The 25,628-nt window shown below is 33.7% G+C and carries 21 protein-coding genes; 14 read left to right on the top strand and 7 right to left on the bottom strand.

What is annotated here, in order from left to right:
- Window positions 1-156 precede the first annotated feature (156 nt).
- Window positions 157-2,448 carry a PP2C family protein-serine/threonine phosphatase gene (locus MY04_RS08825; protein ID WP_066208740.1) on the top strand — a complete coding sequence of 764 codons (2,292 nt, stop codon included), beginning with the start codon at window positions 157-159 and terminating at the stop codon, window positions 2,446-2,448.
- A 148-nt stretch (window positions 2,449-2,596) separates the two neighbouring features.
- A complete protein-coding gene (locus MY04_RS08820; RefSeq protein ID WP_066208738.1) occupies window positions 2,597-4,438 on the top strand; it encodes a sensor histidine kinase in 1,842 nt (613 codons plus the stop codon).
- Here MY04_RS08820 and MY04_RS08815 read toward each other — a convergent pair.
- Complete coding sequence (locus MY04_RS08815; RefSeq protein WP_066208737.1) at window positions 4,430-5,389, bottom strand: L-threonylcarbamoyladenylate synthase; 960 nt, start codon at window positions 5,387-5,389, stop codon at window positions 4,430-4,432. The genes MY04_RS08820 and MY04_RS08815 overlap by 9 nt on opposite strands.
- Before the next feature lie 7 nt (window positions 5,390-5,396).
- Window positions 5,397-6,155 (bottom strand): VC0807 family protein, encoded by a 759-nt coding sequence (locus MY04_RS08810; RefSeq protein WP_066208735.1) that lies wholly within the window; start codon window positions 6,153-6,155, stop codon window positions 5,397-5,399.
- A gap of 192 nt (window positions 6,156-6,347) precedes the next feature.
- Here MY04_RS08810 and MY04_RS08805 point away from each other — a divergent pair, with 192 nt between their 5' ends.
- Window positions 6,348-7,997, top strand: a complete 1,650-nt coding sequence (locus MY04_RS08805) for a caspase family protein (protein ID WP_066208733.1) — start codon at window positions 6,348-6,350, stop codon at window positions 7,995-7,997.
- Window positions 7,998-8,183: 186 nt separating this feature from the next.
- Here MY04_RS08805 and MY04_RS08800 read toward each other — a convergent pair whose 3' ends face one another.
- On the bottom strand, window positions 8,184-8,411 hold the full coding sequence (locus MY04_RS08800; protein WP_066208731.1) for a hypothetical protein: 228 nt from the start codon (window positions 8,409-8,411) through the stop codon (window positions 8,184-8,186).
- A 192-nt stretch (window positions 8,412-8,603) separates the two neighbouring features.
- Here MY04_RS08800 and MY04_RS08795 point away from each other — a divergent pair, with 192 nt between their 5' ends.
- Window positions 8,604-9,029 carry an RrF2 family transcriptional regulator gene (locus MY04_RS08795; RefSeq protein ID WP_066208729.1) on the top strand — a complete coding sequence of 142 codons (426 nt, stop codon included), beginning with the start codon at window positions 8,604-8,606 and terminating at the stop codon, window positions 9,027-9,029.
- Between the two features lie 75 nt (window positions 9,030-9,104).
- Here MY04_RS08795 and MY04_RS08790 read toward each other — a convergent pair whose 3' ends face one another.
- The gene (locus MY04_RS08790; protein WP_066208727.1) at window positions 9,105-10,379 is read right to left on the bottom strand and encodes a M48 family metallopeptidase; all 1,275 of its coding nucleotides are present in this window, start codon (window positions 10,377-10,379) and stop codon (window positions 9,105-9,107) included.
- Between the two features lie 124 nt (window positions 10,380-10,503).
- Between MY04_RS08790 and MY04_RS08785 the strand changes: the two genes are divergently transcribed.
- From MY04_RS08785 to cmk, 5 genes are all read left to right on the top strand, one after another.
- Complete coding sequence (locus MY04_RS08785) at window positions 10,504-11,217, top strand: LytR/AlgR family response regulator transcription factor (protein ID WP_066208725.1); 714 nt, start codon at window positions 10,504-10,506, stop codon at window positions 11,215-11,217.
- 54 nt (window positions 11,218-11,271) lie between these two features.
- Window positions 11,272-14,697: a UvrD-helicase domain-containing protein gene (locus MY04_RS08780; RefSeq protein WP_066208723.1), complete on the top strand. Its 3,426-nt coding sequence runs from the start codon at window positions 11,272-11,274 to the stop codon at window positions 14,695-14,697.
- On the top strand, window positions 14,684-15,250 hold the full coding sequence (locus tag MY04_RS08775) for a hypothetical protein (RefSeq protein WP_066213159.1): 567 nt from the start codon (window positions 14,684-14,686) through the stop codon (window positions 15,248-15,250). Before MY04_RS08780 ends, MY04_RS08775 begins: the two co-directional genes overlap by 14 nt.
- Before the next feature lie 121 nt (window positions 15,251-15,371).
- On the top strand, window positions 15,372-16,775 hold the full coding sequence (locus MY04_RS08770; RefSeq protein WP_066208721.1) for an LptF/LptG family permease: 1,404 nt from the start codon (window positions 15,372-15,374) through the stop codon (window positions 16,773-16,775).
- Window positions 16,776-16,865: 90 nt separating this feature from the next.
- Window positions 16,866-17,540, top strand: coding sequence for a (d)CMP kinase (cmk, locus tag MY04_RS08765; protein WP_066208719.1), 675 nt, complete (start codon window positions 16,866-16,868; stop codon window positions 17,538-17,540).
- 230 nt (window positions 17,541-17,770) lie between these two features.
- Here the strand turns inward: cmk and MY04_RS08760 are convergent, their stop codons facing one another.
- Complete coding sequence (locus tag MY04_RS08760; RefSeq protein ID WP_066208717.1) at window positions 17,771-19,111, bottom strand: alginate export family protein; 1,341 nt, start codon at window positions 19,109-19,111, stop codon at window positions 17,771-17,773.
- Window positions 19,112-19,359: 248 nt separating this feature from the next.
- Between MY04_RS08760 and MY04_RS08755 the strand changes: the two genes are divergently transcribed.
- The 4 genes from MY04_RS08755 to moaA all read left to right on the top strand — a co-directional run bounded on the left by MY04_RS08755 (window position 19,360) and on the right by moaA (window position 23,623).
- The gene (locus tag MY04_RS08755; protein ID WP_205960508.1) at window positions 19,360-21,642 is read left to right on the top strand and encodes a molybdopterin-dependent oxidoreductase; all 2,283 of its coding nucleotides are present in this window, start codon (window positions 19,360-19,362) and stop codon (window positions 21,640-21,642) included.
- 13 nt (window positions 21,643-21,655) lie between these two features.
- Entirely contained in the window at window positions 21,656-22,366 is a 711-nt protein-coding gene (locus tag MY04_RS08750) for a NapC/NirT family cytochrome c (RefSeq protein ID WP_066208715.1), read from the top strand.
- 5 nt (window positions 22,367-22,371) lie between these two features.
- Complete coding sequence (locus MY04_RS08745) at window positions 22,372-22,560, top strand: hypothetical protein (protein WP_066208713.1); 189 nt, start codon at window positions 22,372-22,374, stop codon at window positions 22,558-22,560.
- Between the two features lie 91 nt (window positions 22,561-22,651).
- The gene (gene moaA / locus MY04_RS08740; protein ID WP_066208711.1) at window positions 22,652-23,623 is read left to right on the top strand and encodes a GTP 3',8-cyclase MoaA; all 972 of its coding nucleotides are present in this window, start codon (window positions 22,652-22,654) and stop codon (window positions 23,621-23,623) included.
- A gap of 53 nt (window positions 23,624-23,676) precedes the next feature.
- Here moaA and MY04_RS08735 read toward each other — a convergent pair whose 3' ends face one another.
- Window positions 23,677-24,183 carry a hypothetical protein gene (locus MY04_RS08735; RefSeq protein ID WP_066208709.1) on the bottom strand — a complete coding sequence of 169 codons (507 nt, stop codon included), beginning with the start codon at window positions 24,181-24,183 and terminating at the stop codon, window positions 23,677-23,679.
- 194 nt (window positions 24,184-24,377) lie between these two features.
- Between MY04_RS08735 and MY04_RS08730 the strand changes: the two genes are divergently transcribed.
- Window positions 24,378-25,112: a nitroreductase family protein gene (locus MY04_RS08730; protein WP_066208708.1), complete on the top strand. Its 735-nt coding sequence runs from the start codon at window positions 24,378-24,380 to the stop codon at window positions 25,110-25,112.
- Between the two features lie 21 nt (window positions 25,113-25,133).
- Here the strand turns inward: MY04_RS08730 and MY04_RS08725 are convergent, their stop codons facing one another.
- A complete protein-coding gene (locus MY04_RS08725; protein WP_066208706.1) occupies window positions 25,134-25,526 on the bottom strand; it encodes a hypothetical protein in 393 nt (130 codons plus the stop codon).
- Window positions 25,527-25,628: the final 102 nt, after the last annotated feature.

The following is a 25,628-nucleotide window of genomic DNA, read 5'->3' as shown; positions in this document are numbered from 1 at the left end:
GGTTTTTTTATGTCTTGTATTACCAAATTTTTATCAGATAAATACTTACTTCTTGTATATTTTTTTGATTCGTTTTAATACAAACAAAAAAGTAGTAATTTGGTATTGCTTTTATCAATTGACTAAATTTAAAAAGGTTCTCAAGAACATCACTTTATGTTTAAAAGGGTTCAAAACAATATATTTTCATTTTTTTTCTCTGTAGTAATCGTCACTTTTTTAGTATTGGTAGGATTACTCAATACATTAATCAGCAATTTTGAAGACAATGCAGTTAGAGAACGTCTTCATGATGTTGGTTTGGCTTTAAAAGACTTTATTATTAGAGATTTTGAAGAGAAGGAAACAGTTGCTGTTACTTTATCTAAGACAATTACAGATGAAGAAATTGCTCCTCTTTATGCAAAACTAAAGTCAACTGAAGGGAAGGAGTATTCGACAAAAGAACTTCAATATAATTTTGATAGAATCTATCTTGATTATGGGAAAAAGTTTAAAGGGAAGTTCAATGAAGGTGATTTAAGTAAATTCCTTGTTGAAACTAATTTTGAGAAAAGTGGCATACCATATATGCTATGGATGAACAATAAGAAAAATAAAAACGAAAAGTCTTATCAATCATTCAGAAACCTTACTAATGTTTTAGATCAATTTGGAAAGGTAATCGATGCTTCTGAAGTACTTCTAGTGAGTGTTGAAAAAGGAGTTGTATTGGGATCAAATAATAACGAATCTGAAATAGGTCAAACAGTCTATAAAGGCTTGTTTTCCGAAAAGGATATGCAAGAAATGGTACTGATGGTCAATGAAGGTAAGCGAGACTATTATTGGTTGGATGTGTCTAATTCTAAAATCAATTTAGGGAATACAAGATGTTATTTAGCTACTAAAATAGGTAAGAATAAGAAATATGTAATGCTATTTTCTTTCGATACTAATAAATGGCATTTTAATAAATCGGTGGAAGAACATTCTACAGATGTATTTCTTACTGGACTTGACGGTTTGATGCGAACAAATTCGAATATGTTCAAAAAGAATCCATCGGCTGTTTGGTTAAGAATGTCACAAGAAGGGTATGATTTAGAAGCATTGGAAGAAGCAAAAAATAGAAAGTCCATTATTGGGTTTCAGAGAGTCGATCAAAAAATTCTAGACAATATTAAAAAGTACGATGATTCTATTTTAGAGGCTAAAAGTGTAAATGGAATTCATGTCTTAGCTAATGCAGTAGCACTTAAAAGACCAGGCCTTGATTGGTATGTAGTGGTTGAATGGAGTAGGGCAGTAGCGTTTGCAGAATGGGATACTTTAAGGGTATACATTAATAGTGTTTTAGCCATTGTAGCAGTCTTCTTTTTATTAGGAATTTTATACGGAGGTAAAAGGCTATCAAAAGTAATATTAGCCTTTAAATCTGCACTTTCTGATTTAGTGAAGAATCCAAAATTATTTATGTCAAATAACCATAAATACAGACATGTATCTTCTGATATGATCCAACAATTGGAGATTATTAGTGAGGAGATTATCAAATTGTATGATCATAACGAAAAGCTGCAAGACGAAATGAAACTGGCAAACATTCATATGAAAAAGATGAATGTAACGATTGATAACCAAACTGTAGATCAAAAGAAACTTCATAGAGAAAAAGAAAGCCTTTCCAAAGGTTTTAATGATTATAAATCAAAGTATTCTAAGAGTTTAAACTCTTTACAAAACATTCTTCAAACAGGTTTATTTGATGACAATCTAAATGTTGCTAATACATCTGGACACTTTTTGATTTCTAAAAATAAATCTGAAATAAATGGAGATTTTGTGTGGGTTTGTGAAAGAGAAAGTAGAGTTTTCTTTGTGGTGGGAGATACAGGAAAAACAGACTTACAAGGAGCCCTCTTAAGAATAGTTCTCAGCGATTTATTTACAGAAATTGTGAAGGTGAAAAAAATATCTTCACCAGATAGAATTTTAGAGTATGTTCATAAATTACTTTACGATTTAATTATTCGTGGAGAAGAAATCTTTGATAAAGAGCTATGTATGTCGGTTTGTGTTTGGGATCGACAAAAACAAATGATCGAATTTGCAGGAGCCAATCAATCTTTATTTGTTACAAGAGATGAGAATTATGAGGAATTTGTAGGTGATGAAAATGGTGTTGGTGGGATAGGCAATGAATCTCAACTGAAATTCCAAAATCACTATATTCCTCTGAATAGAGTAAAAGTATGTTACCTCTATTTGTTTACTGATGGAATTATTAATCAAAGAAACGCCGATAATGTAGCTTTCTCTAAAAACAGATTAAAAGAACTGATTATTGATGTACAAATTGAAGGAATTGATAAACAAGAAGAGTATATCAAAAAGACTATAGAAGAATGGAAAGGGGATATGCCGCAAGAAGATGATTTATCACTTATGAGTATAAAAGTGATTTAACTTGATTCAAATTTGATGAAATTAGAATAATTCTATAAATTATAGTATTATTTGATAACGCTCTGACAGTTTATTAAAATTTAATGTGAACTGTTTATGTTAACTATACTCTTTCTGAATAATATACTTCACTAAATTACTGACTGTTATGTTAAATGGAAGCTTAAGAAGCAGAATATTAACTGCCTTCATTTCCTTTGCCATTCTCTTTGCTTGTATATCTTTTATCACTTATAAATATATAAATAGGAGTGAAAACTTAGATCAGGTAAAAGCATGGCTTCTAACAATGGAAGTAAGTGTACTTGATCTTATTAAGCAAGATGCTGCGGACTTGTTTAACGATTCTGCAATGCCTTTTAAGAATAACCAAGAGACAGAAACTTTTTTAGAAAATAGAAAAAATAAAGTAGAACTAGTTTCGGCAAGTATCGATAAATTATTAAGCAACGATAAAGTGGAAGAATGGAAGATAAATGATAATCTTCTTTTTGTTGATAGCTTAATTGATGAATACAATAGTATATTTTATGAATTGATAAATGCTAAAAGAACGTTAGGATCAGAATCAACAGGTTTATACAAAGAGTTTCTTGATAACGGAAATCAATTATTAGGATTAAAAGGGAGTGTCAATATTTCATATTATAATCGAATGCAACACCTTGCTGTGAAATATTTCTTAGACCCCAAGACGTCCTATGTACTGGAAATCAATAAAATTGCCGGAGAATTAAAGTCTCGTATAGACGGGACACAAGATAAAGCCTTTGCTCAACAAGTAGACAATTACCTTATTGTTTTTAATGAGATTGTACTGATACAATACCGTATCGGTCAGAATAGAAAAGATGGTTTAATCGGTAAATTACATAACAAGTCAGATTATATAGAATCCGAATTTGACTCTCTAAGTACAGATGTTTCTAATCGGTTTGTTCAGTTAATGTGGAAGATAAAATTATCTTATGCACTAGTAAGTTTAATTGCGGTGTTATTTACAATGGTTGTCGGATATAATACTGCATTAAAAGTGTCTACTCCAATTACAGTTCTTGAGGGTAGAACTCGAAAAGTGATAGAAGATGGATATGTGCAAACAGAGAAAAATATCGATTTCAAATCACTTAGAAAGCCGACCAGTGAAGTGGCCTCCTTAGCCAATTCGTTTCAGGAAATGTATGATATGATTCAAAACCAGTTTAAGGAATTGGAAGCAGGTAATCATCAACTCAAAAAATCTGAAAAGCAATTGATGGAGAGTAACAAAATGAAAGATCAGTTCTTCTCAATCATATCTCACGATTTAAAAGGTCCTATCAATACGCAAATAGGGTTTTTAAAATTGATGATGGAAAGATCAAATGCTTTTACCCCAGAAGAGATCACCATACTTTCTAAGGATATGTATTTTTCTATGAAGAATATCATGGATCTTATGGAGAACTTACTTTCATGGTCTAGGTCCGCATCAAATTCACTTAAAATTGATAAGAAAGTCAACTCTATCAATAAAGTACTTAATAAAAACTATGAGCTTTATAGCAGCACAGCCAAAAAGAAAAATATTCAATTAGAATTATTAGCGGAAGAAAACCTTTTTAGTGTATTTGATTTTAATAGTATAGACTGTGTGATTAGGAATCTGATTTCTAATGCCATGAAGTTTACATCCGATGATGGAACAGGGGTGATTAGAATTGAAGCCTCCAAAGTTAAAGATGAGGTAAAAATCGTTATCTCTGACAATGGGGTAGGTATGAGTAAAGAAAATTTGGATAAGTTGATGAATCCTGAGGTACAATACTCAACCAAAGGAACGTCTAAGGAAAAAGGGGTTGGATTAGGAATGCTACTCGTTCAAGATTTTGTGATGAGAAACAATGGTAGATTAGTCGTAGAATCTATGGAAGGAAAAGGCACTCAATGCATACTCAGGCTGTCTTTCCAACCTGAGTATGTAGAAATGCAAACTCCTGAATTAGCCTAGAGCCGCTGCTCGTTTTATCCTGTCATTCATTGCACGACCAAGACCTTCTTCAGGCATCCATTCTCCAAGTATGAAGGATGGATTTTTTTTATCTATTAATCGAAGCGTCTTGAAAAGATTTCTAGCTGCCTCATTTAAATCACCTTCTTTAGAAAGGGTAAATTGATTTTCTTCGGGTACATTATCAAATGAAGAGGATAAAGATAAAGTAACAAAATCTTTGCCTTTGTACTCTTCAATCATCTCTTTGATATCACCTAATAACAATTGGGCATTAGGAGCGTAATGTCTATGTAGCATTCCCGGTGCCTGAGGTTGTGAAGAAGACTGTGCGTTAACTTCCACCTTGCCTATCACTTTTTCAATTTCCTCCACAGGAATACCTCCTTTTCTGTAAATAGTCGGAACGCCATTAGGAAAACCGACGATTGTTGATTCTACGCCAACAAAGCAATCGCCACCATCTAAAATATAATCGATTTTTTCGCCTAAACCGTCTTGCACGTGTTGGGCAGACGTAGGACTGATATATCCAAAAGGATTAGCACTTGGGGCTGCTACGGGAAAATCTAATTGAGACAATAGATTTAAAGCCAATTGATGTTTTGGAACTCTAACAGCTACAGTATCTAATCCTGAAGTGATTAAATCGTGAATTTTTTCTGAACGAGGTAAAACCATAGTCAAAGATCCTGGCCAGAAAGCATCTGCTAGTTTTTGAGCAGCTTCAGGTATATCTTTTACGTAGGGAGATAAACGTTCTAGAGAATCGCTATGAACAATTAAAGGATCGAAGCTTGGACGAGCTTTTACTTCAAAAATATGAGCAGCAGCCTTAGGGTCTAGTGCATTACCTGCTAAACCATAGACTGTTTCTGTAGGTAGTCCGATAAGGCCACCTTTATCCAATACTTCTTTGGCTTTTGCTATAGATGAATCGATAATCGCCATAGTATGATTAATCGTTTAAGTTATTTTCTTCCTCCGCTTTTTTCTTTTCCATTTCCTCATCGTATCCCACTAGGATTTCTTGGAATTGATATCCTGTTAAACGCGTTATGCCTTTCGTTAAATACCATAAACCAACCACCATAAATGCCATAGATGGAAGAGCAATGGCAACAAAACTGATGGATTGTAAGTAGGCAATCTCATCGTTAAAATCCTTAGTGTTGGCAGGACTTACCACAATTGCTTTGGCAATAACATAATTCAAGATCATAGAAACCAAGAAAGAACCCGCTACAATAAAGGATGTATTTTTTAATAATTTCTTAAAAGCTACTTGGTGATTAGTTTCTTCTAGCTTACTTTCAATTTTTTTAATATCCATAATCATATCATTGTAGATAAATTTGTTGACTAATGGATATTTGGTAAATGTAGAGAAGAAGATAAGAACAGCAATAACAAAAGGAACCATTGCTTCTTTAATGGCAATATATTCAGGGGGTAAGTTTAATAGTTTCACTCCACCGGTTAAAGCCACATTTATGATACCAAGAACAGCGATGATGCTGACCTCTTTTCTAACTTTAAAATCATAAATACTGTAACCAATTGGAAAAGCTAAAGCAATAAGCATTGCATATAAGTCGCCTAAATATTCATCGTCACTTAGTTTTAAAAGTATTAAAACAGGAATAACAATATTAAAAACTAAACTCCATAAAGGGTTTTCTTTCTTTTTTACTTTCTGATCTACTTGCATTTGCATCTATTGAGGTATGAAGTTTGATACTTCTTTTTAAATTTGAGGAACTAAACTGGATAACAACTTCTATTAACTGAATAGAAAAACCAAATAAATGTGCCTCGAAACGCACAAAGATACAGAATATTAAATCCCTTAAAAATACAGGCTGTGAATAGACGTCAAATTTTTATTCTTTTACTGAATTTTATACTAGTGACTACAGGATTTTCACAATCCTCATTTCCCGAAGAATTTGATTTGGATGGCGACGAACGTTTTCCAAGTATTACTTCTGATGGTAAAACATTACTTTTTGCAAGAGAAAAAAAGAAAGGTTTTGATTTTTTCTTATCAAATAAAGTGGATGGAAAATTTATGCCTCCAACCAAATTGATATTACCTGATAATATGCCTTATCCTACCAGTCCAGTGATTAGTCACGATGGACGTTGGATTTATTTTTCGGCCATTAATAAAGGGAATCAAGGCGATATTTATAAAATGAAACGTTGGGGTAGAAGGTTAGGTAAACCTGAAATTTTACCTTACCAGATCAACTCAAGAGGTTACGAAATGTTCCCTTCTCCAACAAAAGATGGAAAAGGACTGTATTTTTGTCGTTTAGAGGATAATTCTGATCCGACAAATTTAAAGTACGCGATTTACTATGCTGCACTTGATAATAAAGGAAATGTAACGGATGTTAAGAAATTACCAAAACCAATAAATCTATATTCTGAAAAAGAACCTAAGATCATGCCTGATGGTAAAACCTTATTTTTCATGTCAAAGATCAGTGAAGAAGGTTTAGAGTATGAAGTCATGTGTTCTATCAAAAACGAAGACGATACTTGGGGTGATCCTTTTCCAATTGATGCGTTAAATGCTCAAGATTATGCACATCCTCCTTGTATGGATGGTATAAGTAAAATGGCCTACTTCTCTCACGAAGGAAAATTAAAGGAATTGCATTGGGGACACATTCTAAAAGAAGAGAAGCAGGATAAAAAAGAAGTAGTCGTTAAAACAAGAAATAACGAGAACGATGAAGATAAGCAGGAGGATAAGGAAGAAGCTAAAACGGCTACAAGACCTAGCATTTCCTCATTTTCTGATTTAGGTTTTGAAATTATAGAGTATGAACAAAAGCCTGTGTATAGAGCAATTATCATTGGAATTAATGATTATAAAGATGATAAAATTGCCAATTTGGATCGACCAGTAGATGATGCACAACAGATTCATGATATCTTAACTAAGCATTACACTTTCCCTAAAGAAAACGTGACTTTTCTAAAGAGTCCAACCAGAGTAGAAATAATAGAAACGTTGGATAATGTGATGGAAGTAGCTAAGGAAAGTGATCATATTTTAATATTCTATGCCGGGCATGGACACTGGGATTCAAAGCGTAAGGCAGGGTATTGGTTGCCATCTGATGCTAAAGCAAAGAGTACGGCCAATTGGGTAAGAAATTCTACTATAAAAGAATACATAGCTTCTTATAAAGCAAAACATGTTTTATTAATTTCAGATGCGTGTTTTTCAGGAGGTATTTTTAAAACAAGAGCAGCATTTAATGATGCACCTAAAGCCATTAAAAATTTAGAAAAGCTACCTTCTAGAAAAGCCATGACAAGTGGAACATTAAAAGAAGTGCCAGATGAAAGTGTATTTGTGAAATACCTACAGAAAAGACTTTTGGATAATACGGAGAAATATACGTCCGCACGATCATTGTTTGACAGCTTTAGAGATGCAGTAATGAATAACTCAGAAAACGTTCCTCAATTCGGTGTCATCAATTCAACTGGAGATGAAGGAGGAGATTTTATTTTTGTGAGAAAGGAAAAGTCAGAATAATCTCTGAATTCATAAAGAAAAGGAAAAGGGTTGAATAGTTAATCAAACTATTCAACCCTTTAATTGTTAAGGGAAGATATATATCTTCTTATTTGGTACTACAATAAACAAAACTATTTCCTCTAAAGCAATAATTATAGTATTATAATATTGATTACTAGGACATTTGTAATGTGTATTGCCATATTAATTTGTAATTTGTTTCATCTTATTAAAACCTTTCTCCGCAAAGTTAGGTTCAAACTCTTGATAAGCGAAAATAGCAATAAGGATAATACCCACAATTACAGCCAAGCGAATGACAGCTTTTGCTACTTTCCAAAATACGACGATGATAGCGATAATGGCGATGAATAATGTAGAAAGTTGTCCTTGACTAAGCCCTACAAAAAAGTCTTGAATTTGATCCATCATAAAAAAATGAACTTAAGTGTACAGTTAAAAAAGAAAGGTGATAAATTCTTTATATAATTGCAAAGAAATTTAAATTTTATACTTAATAATTTTATATACTAGTCCTATTAACTAAATAGAATAGTACTATTTTTATAGATATATTTAAATTTGTATCTTGTTAGCACAACGAACATAAATTATAGACTTAATATGTTATCCAAAAAGACAAAATATGCATTAAAAGCATTGAGGTTTTTGGCTTCTAAATATGGCGATGGTCCAGTACTTATTTCTGATATTGCTAAAAAGGAAAATATATCTCAGAAATTCTTAGAGAGTATTCTTTTAGAGTTAAGAAAAGGTAGAATCCTAAGCAGTAAGAAAGGAAAAGGTGGGGGATATTATCTTATTAAGGATCCTCAAGAAGTGACTCTTTGCGATATTCATCGTATGATTGAAGGCCCTATTGCACCATTACCTTGTGTAAGCCTTAATTATTACGAACCTTGTGAGGATTGCGAAGATGAAGTCAATTGCACCCTAAAAGCAGTTATGCTTGATGTCCGAGATGCACAGCTCGAAATATTAAAGAAAAAAACCATTCTAGACTTACTTCCAGAAAACTATATAGTTTAATGGTATTGTATAAAAAAAAGAGGTGACCTAAACGGAATGATTAGGTCACCTCTTTGCTTTTAATAAATATGTGATTTATTCTTCCATTGCTTCCATTCTTTGAATTAATGGAGGATGAGAATAATGCATTTTTACATAACTATCGTGAGGAGTCAAATTGCTTAATGAATCCACCGATAATTTCTTTAAAGCTTCCACCAAAGCACTACTTGATGACGTGTCTTTAGCATAAGCATCAGCCTCAAATTCATTCTTTCTCGAGAATGCATTGACAATTAATCCTGTAATCATAGAAATTGGACTGTATAGCATAGAGAAAGCAACAAGGTTAAGTGGTGATAAATATCCACCAGTATTCGATTTAAAGAAACTTCCTAACTGTGTCATGTTATCAGCACCCATAGCTACCATCAGTTCTTTAGAATCAATAAATAAGCTCAATAACCAAAGTGTAATAAAGATATTTACTGCAGAGATCACAAACATTTGTAAGGTGTGCTTTCTCTTATAGTGTCCCACTTCGTGTGCTAATACTGCAACGATTTCATCCGTAGATAATTTCTCAATTAAAGTATCATAAAGCACAATATTTTTATTGCCACCTAAACCGCTAAAAAAGGCATTGGCTTTTGTCGATCTTTTCGATCCATCCATCACCATAATTTTTCCAAGAGGGAAATCTACGCTGTTGGCATAAGTAGTAATAGCACTTAATAACTCACCTTCCTCTAGAGGAGTAAGTTTATTAAACATTGGCAAAATCACATTGGCATAGAACATTGTTGCCCCTAAAGCAAATAACATGAATACTACCCAAGCAATGATCCAATACGTAGAAGGGAAGTTGTGATAGAATGCTACAAAACCCCATAATAATAAACCGCCAAGAATAGCTCCTAATGCATATCCTTTTAATTTATCAAGAACAAAAGTACCTACAGTCATTTTATTGAATCCATACTTTTCTTCGATTTTAAAAGTATTCATCCACTCAAAAGGAATTCCGATAACATCAGAAATTAGTGCGATGATGGCAAAAAATGACAATAGCTGTATAGTATTATTATCAGAAAGGTCTAAGCAAAAAGAATTGATAGCTGCATAACCTCCTGCTAAAAGTAAAATCATCGTTAATAAATAAGATGCTGCACTGCTGTAAAGACCTAAACGATCTTTTTCAGCTTGATACTCTTGTGATCTTTTATATTCCGCTGCATCATATAATCCTTCCAATTTAGAAGGAAGTTTGTTACTCATTGCTTTAATATTGAGGTGGCTAAGCACTCTTTCCAATACAAACTCGCCTGTTAGAATAGCTACAATAACTATCTTTAAAGTTTCTCCACTCATTGTTGTATTTTAAAAATTTCGTTCAAATTTAATAAAATAGCGCAGATCACAACACGATTTATGTTGAAAAGTTACCTTATCTTTCAGAACTTAGAGGAAGATTTACGATTAGACTTAAATAACATTGGACAATCAAAGAAACTATAAATGTTTAATTGTTGATGATGAACAATTAGCTAGAGATTTATTATCAGCCTACATTAAAAAAATACCATTTCTAGAAGAAGCGGGAAGTTGTTCCTCTCCTTTAGAAGCAATGCAGGTCATGAGAGAACAACAAATTGATATCCTATTATTAGATATTCAAATGCCGGAACTATCTGGGTTGGATCTAATAAAAAGTATGTCTAATCCACCTGTCGTGATCTTTACTACTGCTTATTCTGAATATGCAGTGGAATCTTATGAGCTTAATGCCATCGATTACCTTTTGAAACCTTTTCCATTGGATCGCTTTATTAAATCCATAAATAAAGCGATAGAGTGGATAGAAATGAAATCTCAGACAGGAAAAACAGATGAAAAAGAAGAGTTTATCTTTATAAAAGGAGATCAGAAAACGCATAAGGTGTTGCCTTCAGAAATAACATGTATAGAAGGTTTAAAAGAATATGTTTCCTTCTATTTAGATTCTGGAGAAAGGATCGTTTCACTTTACTCATTAACTAAATTAGAGAATGAATTAGCGCCTTATGGATTTCTAAGAGTACATCGTTCTCATATCATCAATAAGAAAAAAGTAACCGCCTTTGAAAAACATATGGTTTGGATAGGTGATAAAGAAATTCCAGTAGGAAAAACCTACAGAGACAAAATTTTTGATATCCTGTCAAAATAATCAAGTACCTTCAAGGTTATAAATCAAATTCGTCTACCCTTAGCAAATTCCACATTGAGTACTTCAAAGAAATTCAATATTTATAGATCTTCGGCTGGAGCTGGAAAAACATTTACCCTAGCAAAGGAATACATCAAAATTGCTTTGCAAATCGAAAAGTTTGATGAAGAATTTAATCCAGACTACTTTCAACATATTCTAGCAGTCACTTTTACCAATTTGGCGACTGCAGAGATGAAAGAACGTATTCTAGAGCAACTTTTAAAGTTTTCCAAAGCTGAGAGTAAATTAGAAGATGATATGCTCAAAAGTATCATCAATGAGTTTTTTGGTTTTGGGATTGACGATATAACACCTGATGAACAAAAAAGTCCTTTAGAGCCAGAAATCTTTAATAGAATAAAATCTAGATCTAAAATTGTTCATCAACAAATATTGCACGGGTATTCTAACTTTTCCGTAAGCACCATTGATGCTTTTTCCCAAAAGGTAGCTCAAGCATTTAAAAGAGATTTAGACTTCCCATTTAATTTTGAGTTGGTACTCGATTCCTCTAACCTTCTTGAAGATGCTATTTATAGTTTGATGGATAGAGTAGGTAAAGAAGAAGCTAAGGATCTGACGAAAGCATTAACTCAATTCTCTTTAAAAATGGCAGAAGAGGATAGGAGTTGGAATATAGTACCAAACATTAGCGATTTCGGGAAAGCACTTTTTGATGATAATCAGAGACGCATTATCGAAAAGTTGGGTATTAATCAGGAAACAAAAGAAGAATTAAGTATTGCTGATTTTTCGAAAATAGCCAACCGTCTTCGAAAAATAATATATGAGGACAATGAGAAGATTGTTCAGGACGCCTATCAAACCATAAGAAAATCACTTTCTGATAATGGATTGTCATTGGATGAACTTAGCTCGAATGTAGGTAAAGCCATTATCAAATTTGATAAGCCATTATCTCAAATGGATAAGAAAAAGGATATTGGTAATCCGATTAAGAAGGTGGCTGAAAGTGGAGATCCATCTTCATTAACTACTAAAACGAATTATAAAAAGTTTGGCGGTCAAATGGACGCCGCTTATCCATTGATTCAATCGAGTGTAGCCTCAATCATAGAGGTAATTCTTTCTACTGAATTAATTAAAAAGGTATACGATAAAATTTATCTAGTCGGAACTGCATTGTTACTTCAAAAAGAGTTGGAGGTACAAAAGAAAGAGCAAGGTTGGATTCATATATCAGAAATAGGGGACAACATCAATAAGATAGTAGAGGATGCTCCAATTCCTTATTTGTATGAACGTTTGGGAGAACGTTATCATCATATTTTAATTGATGAATTTCAGGATACATCAAAAACACAATGGCATAACCTCATTCCATTGGTGTCAAATGCACTAACAGAAGGAGAAGGTAATAAATGTTTAGTTGTAGGTGATGCCAAACAGTCAATTTATCGTTGGAGAGGCGGGCAGGCAGAAATGTTAGTGGAATTGCCTCATTTGCCAACAGCAAAAGGAACTGCTTTACAGCAAGAGGAATATGTCTTTGAAAAAGAAGCCAACCCATTAAAACTCGGCAAGAACTTTAGAAGTTTCCCAAACATCATTGAGTTTAATAATACATTGTATGAGTTTATTCGACAAGATGCAAAGAAGGAAATGCTAAGTAAATTCTATGAGGGGGGTGAGCAAGAAAAGGTAAAGAAACAAGGTGGACAAGTACGTCTGTCTATTTTACAACAATCAGGAAGTGCATCTGAATCTGAGGAAATAAATCTAAAAAGAATCCATCAGGTCATTCAACAATTGGTTGAAGAAGAAGGCTATGCTTATAAAGATATTGCCATCCTCGTTAGAAAAAATGATAATGGAGCCAAGATCGCAGATTACTTAGTAAAAGAAGATGTAGAAGTGATTTCATCAGAGTCGCTTTTGGTCAATTCTGCTCCATCCATCCAATTTATGGTCAATATGATTCGCCTCCTTGCTAGAAGGTTGGATAAGATGCTTTATATGGAGATTATCAGATTCTTGTTTGCTCACTTTAATGATATCAAAAACAATCGATGGGAGAAGAAGAATGAATCGCCAACCATTTTCCCAGGAAGCGATTATGTTGATTTAGGGAAGGCAATGAAAGAGTGTGAATCCCCATCCGATTTTGAAGCTATCCTCAAAAAAGAATTTGATGTTGATTTTGAATTATCCTCTTTCAGGAGAAAATCAATGTTTGATCAAGTCGAGTTTCTGATTCAGAACTTTCAATTAAATAAAAGAACAACGGAACAATCCTATCAAATGAAATTCTTGGGAGTGGTATTATCACATTCTCAGAAAAAAGGAAATAGTGCTCAAGAGTTTCTAAATAGATGGGAGAGTTTAAAAGATAAAGAGGCTATATCTGTTCCCGATAACATTAATGCAGTTCGAATTCTATCCATTCATAAATCGAAGGGTTTAGAGTTCCCTGTTGTGCTTTTGCCATTTGCCAATTGGTCGGTTAAACCTCAAAATAAATCGTCTAAATGGTTTAATTGGGAAGGAAATGATGTTATTCCAGAGTTAGGAGCAACTAATCTTCCTTTGTCATCCTACTTGGAAAACACGGAATTTGCAGAAGATTACTTAGAAGAAGTAGAAGAAACCTTTATTGATGCCGTCAATATGCTTTATGTAGCGACAACAAGAGCCAAGAAGCACCTTCATATTTTTACGGTAGATTCAAGGTTCAAATCCACTCAGGTAACCGATCTTTTATTGAAGTTTAAAGATTTCGCTTTTTCTCATGATAATTTTGATGCAAAAGAATTGGCATCAGTTACTATTTCTTCGGAAACAAATGAAGAAATATTTAACGAATATGAATTTTTCTCAGACGATGTACCTAACAAAGATGCTGAACAGATAAGTGCGGTCAACGAAATTAAGGAGATCATTCACACAGATCAATCGGAGCATTTAAGGATGAAAAGCGGCTCTTTGGAATTAGGCGAAAAAGAAATTCACTTAGAAGAAATTGCATTAGCCAAAAATAAGGGAGTAATTATTCATAAAGCTTTCGAAAAAATCAGATTTAAAGAAGACTATATTGAAGCATCCAATTATTTGGAGCGAAAAGGTTGGATTGATTACGAAGAATTATTGGAATATCAAGATGCAATACTGAAAATTATAAGTCACCCAGAAGTAAGTATTTATTTTGATAAATCATCCGGATATACTGTACTAAATGAAACTGAAATAATATCACCTAGAAAAGAACTCATGAAGGCGGCAATCGTAGATCGTCCCGACCGTTTGATGTACAAAGGTGATGAAGCGATAGTAATTGATTATAAGACAGGTAATCATAATGATCACCATGAAGTTCAAATCAAGCGCTATGGTACTGCTTTAAAGAAAATGGGTTTTAAGACCATTAAATTAATTTTATTATATACTGAAAATAACGATGTTCATCATGTTGAATTTTAAATCAAAAACTTTCTTGTCATTGACATTATTGTTACTCTCTTTCTCCATTGTTTCCGCTCAAAAAGGAAAAATGTTCCCCAAAATGGAGGCGACGACTATCAATGATAAAGAAATTGTGTTGCCCAATGCTGTAAAGGGGAAGGCTACATTAATTGGAGTGGCCTATTCGAAAAAATCACAGGAAAATTTAGAGAGTTGGATGCAACCCATCTACACGACATTTATTAATCCTCCTAAATCGGATCTTTTTGGATCGACAACTTATAATGTCAATATGCAGTTTGTTGCCCTTGCTAGAGGAATTGCTAAAGCCGCTGAAAAGACATTGAAAAGCTCAATGAAAAAGAATATTGATAAAAAGTTACACGATAATGTAGCCATAGTTTTAGGAAGTGTAAAAGAGTATAAAAATTCTTTAGGATTGGGCGCCAAAGATGTTCCTTACTTTTTTATTTTAGATCCGAATGGCAAAATTTTATTTGTAACCAGTGGTAAATATTCCCCTTCAAAAATGAGTGCCATAGAGGACGCCTTGTACGATTATACCGAATAGTTGTTAAAGTTTTAAAAAACTCGCTATAACCCTTAAATGATCATTTATTTTAGTAAGCAGTTTTTTAGATTTGCGTTACTCATGAATATATCTTGAGTAGAATAGAACTCACAAAGCAAGAATGAAGAAGCTAGATAAGCTATTATTAAAAGCATACATAGGACCTTTTGCATTAACTTCTGCAATTGTTTTATTTATTTTTTGGTCGCAGTACATGATCTCAAAATTTGTCTATTTCTTAGGCAAAGATTTAGGATACGATGTTTATGCGGAATTGTTCTTTTGGTTTGCATTAGCCTTGTTGCCATTAGCATTACCACTAGCCGTGTTGCTAGCGTCGTTAATGACCTATGGTAGTTTAGGACAGCACTCTGAACTAACAGCAATTAAAGGGGCAGGGATCTCATTAATTAGAGTATTAAGACCTGTATTTTTCTTTACAATAGCTGTTACATTATTTCAATTAGTATATAACGATACTGTCGTACCTCACGCTAATTTGAAAGCTTATAGTTTGCTTTATGATATCAAACAGACTAAACCGACGATGAACCTTAAAGAAGGAGCATTTTATAACGGCTTAGATGGTTATAGTATCAAAGTATCGAAAAAGGATGAAGACGGAATCGGTATTCATGATGTGATCATTTATAAACATGAAGGACACCGTGGAAACAAAGAAGTGATTTTGGCCAACCATGGTAAAATGGAATTGATCAACGACGATACATTTTTGATGTTGACCCTGTTTAATGGTAATGCATACAGTGAAGTAGAAGATAAAAAATCGAAGGCGGATATTCAGTATGTACATTCTGAATTCGATTCTTCAATTTTCTATTTCTCAATGGAATCATATGCGATGAACGAAACTAGAGAGGACTTATTCATGGGGCATAACCTAATGAAAAATAGTACTCAGTTAAAAGCGGAGCAAGATTCATTAGAGAAAGCTATGGTAGATTACAGTGCTATGCTTGCTAAGAATGGTAAGACACAGTTCTACTATAGAAATACTTCTGCTAAAGGTGAACATAAAGCCAATAAATTTACTAAGAAGAAATTTGACCCTAATTCAAAGACTAATAAACTTAGAATTACATCTTCAGCATACAATAGTGCTTCGAGTTTCTACAATGTATTGAAGTCGAATGCCTCTAGGCATGCTAATCAGTTAAAAGAGGATGTGAAATATACGATTGATGTTCAAAAGAAAATTTCTACAGCAGTCGCTATTTTACTAATGTTCTTAATCGGTGCACCACTTGGAGCGATTATCAAAAAAGGTGGTCTTGGTGTTCCTGTATTGGTATCAGTATTGTTCTTCGTGATTTACTATATCATTACGATTACAGGTGAAAAGATGGCAAAAGAGTTATTAATCGACCCAGTTCTAGGAACGTGGTTGTCAAATATCTTCTTGTTAGTCTTTGGTTTGTTCTTCACATACCAAGCGAAAAACGATGTAAAACTTTTTGATACTGATTACTACTCTGTAGTATTCAAGAAATTATTCAAAAAGTAGATATAAATTTATTACCTTAATAACCCTATGCAGTTTAGTCTGTATAGGGTTTTCTTTTGTAATTTGAGAGAAATTAAACCACTACAATTAATGAAAAAAATCATCATAGCGTTAGATGGTCACGCAGGTTGTGGCAAATCAACTACTGCAAAAGCAGTAGCAAAATCATTAAATTATGTATTTATTGATACTGGAGCAATGTATAGGGCAGTAACCTATTATTTTCTTGAGAATGAAGTTGATTTTGCTGATCCTACAGAAGTGAAGAAAGCGTTAAATGAGATTTCATTAAAATTTGTCTTTAACCCAGAAAAAGGATTAGGCGAAATACACCTTAATAATAAAAATGTAGAGCCTTTCATCCGTAACATGGATATTACTAGTCGTGTGAGCGATGTGGCTGCTATTAAAGAAGTAAGGGTCTTTTGTGTGAGAGAACAACAGAAGATGGGAGAAGACAAAGGAATAGTGATGGATGGTCGTGATATTGGCACTGTAGTCTTTCCTACAGCAGAACTAAAAGTATTCATGACAGCCGATGTGAAGGTAAGAGCTAAACGTCGTCTAAAAGAAATGGAATCTAAAGGAGTAAGTACTAATCTTAGTGATGTTATAGCTGATATTGAAAATAGAGATCATTTAGACTCAACAAGAAAGGAAAGTCCATTGAAAAAAGCTGATGATGCTGTGGTGGTAGACACTTCAGGACTGACAATTCAAGAGCAAGTGGATAGTATTTTGAAGCTAGCAAAAAAGAAGTTGTAATCAATAGTTAATAGTGACTTAAGTCATGTTTGCTTAAAATATGTAAAGAAGTATCTCTAAAAGATACTTCTTTTTCTTTAACATAGTTTTAGGTTTAAGAGAGTAGTATTTTTAACTATTTGAAATAGAAGAATAATAATTATTACAATTAATAATGCATTAAAAAAGGCTATCATTAATCTAATGATAGCCTTTCTAATAAAAGGATGTATATATCGGTAAGTTAGCGATTAGTTAGCACTAACTTCTTTCTTCTTTGTTGTGAAAAGTGTTGGTTTGATTACTAAACCTAACCAACCCCAATTGTTGAATTTTCCTGAGTCACCACCTGCATTCGCTCCAGTGGCATATTGCATTGAATCTGTAGCAAACATTGCAGACCATCCACCTTGAATAGAGATGTATTTGCTGAATTTGTAATTGGCATTCAAATCCAATTCAGTACCCAAGTTATTGCCTTGTTCAACACCATTACCGTCATCAATCTTAGCATTTGACATGAAAGAGTGAACTCTGCCGTAGAATTTCCAATCTTCCATATTGTAAGTAGCACCTAAGTAAATATCAGTTAAACCACCTCTTGGGTTTCTGCCACCAACATAGAAGTAGTCCATATGACCGTTGAATTTGTGGTTTGTACCAAAGTAAGGGTTAAATGAATTGTTGACATCACCTGCTGCATCATAAGCTGTACCAGATAGTAATTCACCACCTAATGTGAATGCTAAAGCATCGTTAGCACTAAATAAAACTTCTACTAAAGCATTGTAAGCAGAAAGATTTTGTTGAGCTGCACCAACACCTGTATTACCCATTTGGTAGTAGAACGCAGCATTTACACCAATTTTACCCGGTCTAAACTCAGCTCGAGCACCTAATGTTTGTTGGTATACTGTTTCAAAATCTGTTCTATTATTATTGTTAGGGTCTTTATCTTGTTCAATACCAAGGTTCATTGCAAGAGCAGAAAGTTTTACATTTTCACTCAAGTCTTTATGGAACCATAAGTATTGCATATTTTTATATGAATTGTTTGCAACTCCTTGGTTAATACCGGTGTAGAAGTTATTTTCACCATTCGTTGCAATGGAGATACCACCATGTAATTTAAATGATTTTTCGTATTTGAATACGATGGCATCATGGCTTCTCGCTTGTTGCGCCCAATCTACTGAACCAAAGATACGGTGATCATCATACACTAACTCTTGGCGACCGACTTTTGCAGAAAACGCATCAGTGAATAATAATTCACCCCAAGCTTCATGAACGTGAAGGTTGCCTCTGTCTTTATTTGCAAAGTGGTTGATCTCACCCCATGTTCTTACATCTTGGATGGAAACTCCCATTCTGAATTTTTCACTCTTATCATTGAATAAGAAACGTAATCTTGATCTTTGTGATACAAAGTTTTCTGGGCGGTCCATGTCGGCATTAGATGGTCTTAATTGACCAAAGCCATTTCTGTATTCATAACGAGGTTTTAGTTGTGCATCAATCGTAAAATCTTGAGCATAAGCACCACTAAATAAGGTCAGTAGCGTAATTACAGATAGTAATTTTTTTAGCATAATTAAAGATAAATAAAAGTTAAAATCTTATTTAATTTTAGGTAAAAATATCTAAAATTTCTCTGAGTGCAATATTAGTTACGCCTCAATAGTTAATTTCTATTAAATATCATCTTTATTTGGTGACTTATGTCATGAAATAGAAATTTTATTGATTTTAGTATTACATATCGAAATCTAAAAGCTAAATTTTAGATAATTAAACACATTATTGATTTATAATATTCGGAATTAAACACTACTGTTAAATGAGTAATAAAAAAGACGACTTGAATTTATCAAGACGTGATTTCCTAAAACTAACTGGCGGTACCGTTGCCGTAGGCGGAGCTGCACTAAGTGGTTGGGGACTAACTGAACTTATTGTTGATGAAGGGCCAGTGAAATCATGGCACAAATCTGTATGCCGTTATTGTGGTACAGGTTGTGGAGTGATGTTGGGAATGAATAAGGACAAATTAGTTAGAGTCCGTGGAGACCAAGAAGCCCACAACAAAGGTGTCATATGTATTAAAGGGTCAATGCTTGATAAAGTAATGAAGAGCCCTGAAAGATTAAAAGTCCCGAAAATTAAGAAGAATGGTAAGTTAGTAGAGTCGACTTGGGAAGAGGCGATGGAACTAATGACCAAAAAATTCAAAGAAAATTTAGATCAGAATGGTCCGACAAGTATCGGGTTCTATGGTTCAGGTCAATTACTAATTGAAGAATCATATACAGCAAATAAATTATTTAAGGCTGGGTTTAAATCAAATAACGTTGATGGTAACCCTCGTTTATGTATGGCATCAGCTGCAGTTGGTTATACACAAACTTTTGGTAAAGACGAACCTCCAGGGGCGTACGAAGATATCGACCATGCAGAAACATTTTTCTTAATCGGTTCTAACGCATATGAATGCCACCCTCCATTATGGGAACGAATCATGTTGCGTAAAAAAGCTGATCCAAATGTAAAAATCATCGTTGTCGATCCTCGTAAAACAAAAACAGCTGTACATGCAGATGTCTATGTTCCTGTTTTACCAGGTAAAGATATGTTGTTGTTAAACTCTATGTGTTGCGTAATTGCAGAATTGGGGTTAATCGATGAGGATTTTGTAGGCAAATATGTCAATTTCAGTGATGGTAAAAACAAAATCACTTTAGATGAATATAAAAAGTTCCTAAAAGACTACAGACCTGAGAAAGTAGCAGATGAATTAGGTATCACTCCAAGACAAATTAGAGAGATTGCTTATCAGTTTGCTTCATCGAAAGCGACGATGTCTATGTGGACAATGGGTATTAACCAAAGAGTACAGGGGGTATTTTTAAATAATACACTTAACTCTTTACACTTAATCTCTGGCCAGATTTGTAAGCCTGGTGCAACACCACTTTCATTAACTGGACAGAGTAATGCTTGTGGAGGTGTTCGTGATACAGGTTCACTTGCTCACTTATTACCAAACGGTCGTTTAATTGCTAAAGAACAACATAGAAACGAAATGGAGGAGCTTTGGAAAGTGCCTAAAGGTACAATTGCTCCAAAACCAGGTAGACATGCATTAGCTATGTTTGATGGTATGGTGACAGGTGATGTGAAAGCAGCATTGATTATGTGTTCTAACCCTGCACAATCTTTACCAAACAACAGATACTACAGAGAAGGAATGGAAAAAGCTTTCCTAGTAGTTTCTGAAATTTTTGAAGATACAGAAACAGCTAAGTTTGCAGATATTCTTCTTCCGGCAGCTCTTTATATTGAAAAAGAAGGGGTGTATGGACAAACAGAAAGAAGATATCAAATTATTGAAAAGCTAAGAGAACCTGTAGGTCAAGCACGTTCAGACTTTGATATTTTAGTTGACTTTGCCAACAGAATGGGTCAAGGAAAACTAATTACATACAAAACACCAACAGAATGTTGGGATGAATACAGAATAATTTCGAAATCATCAAAATATGATTTCTCAGGAATTACTAGAGAACGATTGAGAACGGAAAGGGGTATTCAATGGCCTTGTCCTTCAGAAGATCATCCTGGAACTGTAAGAAGATACATCAAAGGTGATCCATTTGCTGATAAACATGTGGATGCGAACCATAAAGTTCATTTCTATGGAAAACCAGATGGTAAAGCAGTTGTTTTTGCTAGACCTTATATTGCTGGTAAAGAAGATGTATCTGAAGAAAGACCATTATTCTTAACAACAGGACGTGTGATTTCACAATGGCATACAGGAACAATGACTTTCCGTGTACCAGAATTAAATCATTCTGCTGGTCCAGGTCGTTTTGTTTTCCATCCAAGTGATGCTGGTGCACAAGGTGTTAAAAAGGGAGATAAAATTGAAGTTGAAAGTTCAAGAGGAAAAATGGAAGGCATCGTAGATATCTCAAGAGATCACGAAACTCCAGGAGTAGTCTTCGCCGCTTTCTATGATCAAAAGTTTTTAGTAAATAATGTTGTATCTGATGATCATGACCCTGTTTCTAAGGAGCCTGATTATAAAGTAACAGCAATTAGTGTTAAAAAATTAAGTTAAACTTCAACGATTAATGGAAACAATATTAGATATACTTGCAGTAGTGATCCTAATCGTAGAAGTGATCCTACTTTTCAAATTAAGACAACAAAGGTTTCAACAGCACCTTACAGGTGGAGTAAGAGCAATGGTTTTAGTAGCTATTATTTTATTCCCAGTTTTGGCTGTTTTATTAGGAAACTATCATGTTTTTGTAACAACTAAAGAGTCAACAACTTGTCAAAGCTGCCACGTTATGGCACCTATGGCTAACGACATGATGTTTGACGCAACATCTCAAACTTTAGCAGCAAGACACTATAAAAATGGATGGATTGCTGAGCATGAGTGTTATAGCTGTCATGCCGATTATGGTTTCCAAGGAACCATGAAAGCAAAATTAGACGGTTACAGACACTTGATGAGATACGTAACAAAAACATATGAAGAGCCCATTCGCTACAGAGGTGAATTTAATTCTATGAACTGTTATGGTTGTCACGAAGGTTCAAGAACTTTCGAAGCTGTAGAAGAACATCAGCCAGTTATTGAAAACTTAAAAAGTGATGATGCATCTATTTCTTGTCTAAACTGTCATGGTAGAGCCCATCCAGAACCTTCGAGAAGAACGCCAGGTCATGAGGATTATAAGTGGTTATCTAATCCTAAGAATAGAGAAATCTCTTCTAAAGATGCCAATGAAGTAAAAGAATATATTTCAAACCTTGCCGTATCAAATAAATAGAAATTATGAGAAAGATATTTATAGAAGCTATGCTTGTGATCGTAGGTTTGGCTATTTCCATTCCTTACATCATTATGCCAGGACCATATTTAATGTTCTTATTTGTATTCGTAGCCCAACCATGTATTGCAGTAGCAGTATTGTTGGTTCTTTGGGAAGTGTACAAAGATCTTACAAAATCAAATCTTTTGTAAAGAATTAATATTTGATTTAAGACCTTATCATTTAACATGTGATAAGGTCTTTTTTATAATTTGTGTGTTAGATCAATTATATTTGTAATCTATGCTAACAGATAAGTTTAACCGACAAATAAAATACGTGCGATTAGCCGTAACTGATCGTTGCAACCTCCGATGTACCTATTGTATGCCTGAGCATATGAAATTTGTGCAAAAGGATAAGTTATTGACTTTTGAAGAGATGATAAAGTTAATGGAGATCCTTGCTCAAAATGGTGTAGAAAAAGTGCGTATTACTGGAGGGGAACCTTTTGTTAGGAGTGGTTTGATTCATTTTTTGGAGCAATTAGTGAAAATTGAGGGCATCAAAAAAGTAGGGATAACATCAAATGGTGTTTTATTGGAGGAACACCTTGAAGTGTTGAATGATTTAGGGATAAAAGACATCAACCTTAGCCTTGATGCTGTTTCAAGATCAAAATTTCAAGAAATTACTAGAAGAGACGATTTTGATAAAGTGATGAGTTCATTGAAGAAAATGATCAAAATGGACTTTAATGTGAAAGTGAATATGGTGGTGATGGATTCGAAAAATACGGATCAGATTATACCTTTAGCTTTGCTTGCCAAAAATGCACCAATTGAAATCAGATATATTGAAGAAATGCCATTTAATGGTACAGGTAGAGAAGTATCTACTACTTGGAACTACAAAGATATTGAAGAGGTTTTATTCAATGAGTTTTCAGATTTCGAGAAAATAAAAACGAATCAACCCTCAACTGCCCAAATCTATCAAACAAAATTTCTAAAAGGGAAAATTGGAATCATTCCAGCCTTTAGTCGAACTTTTTGTGGTACTTGTGATCGATTGAGAATTACATCATTAGGGCAAATAAGAAATTGCTTGTATTCTAAAGATGGTTTGGATCTAAGAGCCTTGGTTAGGTCAGATATGTCTAATCAAGAAATCGTAGATGAAATCCAAAATCACCTTTATAAAAAGAAAAAAAGTGGTTGGGAAGAAGAAGAGGATAACAATCAACTTGACTCTATGTCTATGATTGGAGGATAAAAAAAGCGAATCGTTGGATTCGCTTTTTTTATGATTAATATATAAATAGGGTATTAATTCTCTGTAACCTTGAATAACATAAATACATGGTCTTTAGAGAACCTTGCTCCAGCTACAGGATTAGGTTGTGCAGGTTGTTTAGGAAAGTCGCCTCCACCTAAATAAAATCTACTACATGTACCATTATTAATTGTAATGTCCTGACCATATTGGTCGTTAAACCAAGAACCGTCTATTCCATTATAATCCCCTTCAACGGCGAATACAGTGTAAGTGCCGTCAGGTAAATTTACAGTGAATACGTCTTTATCTCCATCTATTTCTTTACCGCAGTTTGGATCTTGTGCATATGCTAAAAGCTGTCCTTCAGCTTTTTCATTAGCATTTTTATCAGTAATTAGAATCGTAATTACTCCTCCAGAAGAACCGCTATTTGAGTCAGCATAAAAGGTAGCACTACCTAAATCTACTTCTTCTCCGTCGGTACCACAAGAATGTAATATGAAGGCTAACCCAACTAAAAGACTTAAGATTGATAAATTAGAAATGAACTTTCTCATGTTAATTAATTATTGACTAATTTTGTGATCAAATTGTGAATAGCATTTAAAAGGATACAATATCAAGGAGTTACATGTATAAATATTTGATGATCATTAGTTTTTGATGAATACAAAGAGGTTTATACAGATATTAATATCGACAATGCTCTATTTACAATGACAATTAAATAATAAAAAAGGACAAATAAAAAATGACTAACAACGCCAAGTATTTTGATGAACTGGTTAACGAACGAAGATCAGTGAGAGTTTACGATCAGGAAGTGGCTTTTGATCATGAGGCAGTTCAGAGAAGTCTAGAAAGAGCTACTTTATCCCCAAACAGTTCGAATATGCAAATGTGGGAGTTCTATAGAATTACCACTGAGGATATTAAAAAGGAGGTTGCAGTGAATTGTATGAAGCAAAAAGCGGCAACAACTGCAAGAGAATTAGTATTGTTCACGGTGAGACCATCATTGTGGTCTGAAAGAGCAAAATTTAATTTAGAGGAGATGAAAAAAGGTTTTGAGAAAAAGCCTTTAAGTGAAAAAGATCAAAAAAGAGCATTAAGCTATTACGAAAAGCTAGTTCCTATTTTATATAAAAATGATAAACTAGGCATCCGTAGTTTTGGGAAGAAAATGTTTGCTTGGTTCGTTGGTTTAAAACGTCCGATGGTTAGACAAGTTGCGAAAAAAGATGTAGCCATAACTCTGCACAAAAGTGTCGCTTTAGCTGCTATGACTTTTATGTATTCTATGAAATCTGAAGGTTATGATACATGTCCGATGGAAGGATTCGATAGTAAACGTATTAAAAAAATCTTAAATCTTCCTAAAGATACTGAAATAAGCATGATCATAGGTTGTGGACCTGCTGCAGAGGGTGGGATTTACAATGAAAGGGTAAGAGTGCCTAATGAAAAAGTAATATTTGAGATATAAAAAAGGAGCTTTTGCTCCTTTTTATGCTTCAATTACTTCCGCTGAAAAGGGGAGGTAATTTACTTTTAATTCTTGTTGTTGATGTGCTGGATGGAAAAGTGTTTTTAATTCGAAACTTTTACCATCGTTATTCATCAAGATTCTAAATAATGCCTGATTTCTTGGGTCTTCATTCTTTACCCATAGATATTTGTAATCACCTAAGTTAATAGGTTCATCATCAACAGTATTTACATAAGGAACTTCAGAAATATTTACCTCTTTTTTATGGAAATCCCATGTGATAAGATGGGGGTTTTTTAAAGTTGCATCAGTGACCTTAACGAAGTGTAAATTATGTACGCTGATAACATCTTTACGATGCTTGATCTGATCCCAAATTGCGGCGATTTCTGTACTGTTTACTGTTTGCATTTTAGTCGATTTTATGATTCTTTCTCTTTATAACGTCTTTATATATATCATTTAGTATACCAATTTGCAGATTTTTTATGTTAAAGTTTAACTTTATTTATT

This window comes from Flammeovirga sp. MY04, from assembly GCF_001682195.2.
In the GTDB taxonomy this organism is placed as follows: Bacteria; Bacteroidota; Bacteroidia; order Cytophagales; family Flammeovirgaceae; genus Flammeovirga; species Flammeovirga yaeyamensis.
Note: the sequence above shows the minus strand (reverse complement) of the source record. Positions and strands in the feature narration are given on the sequence as shown.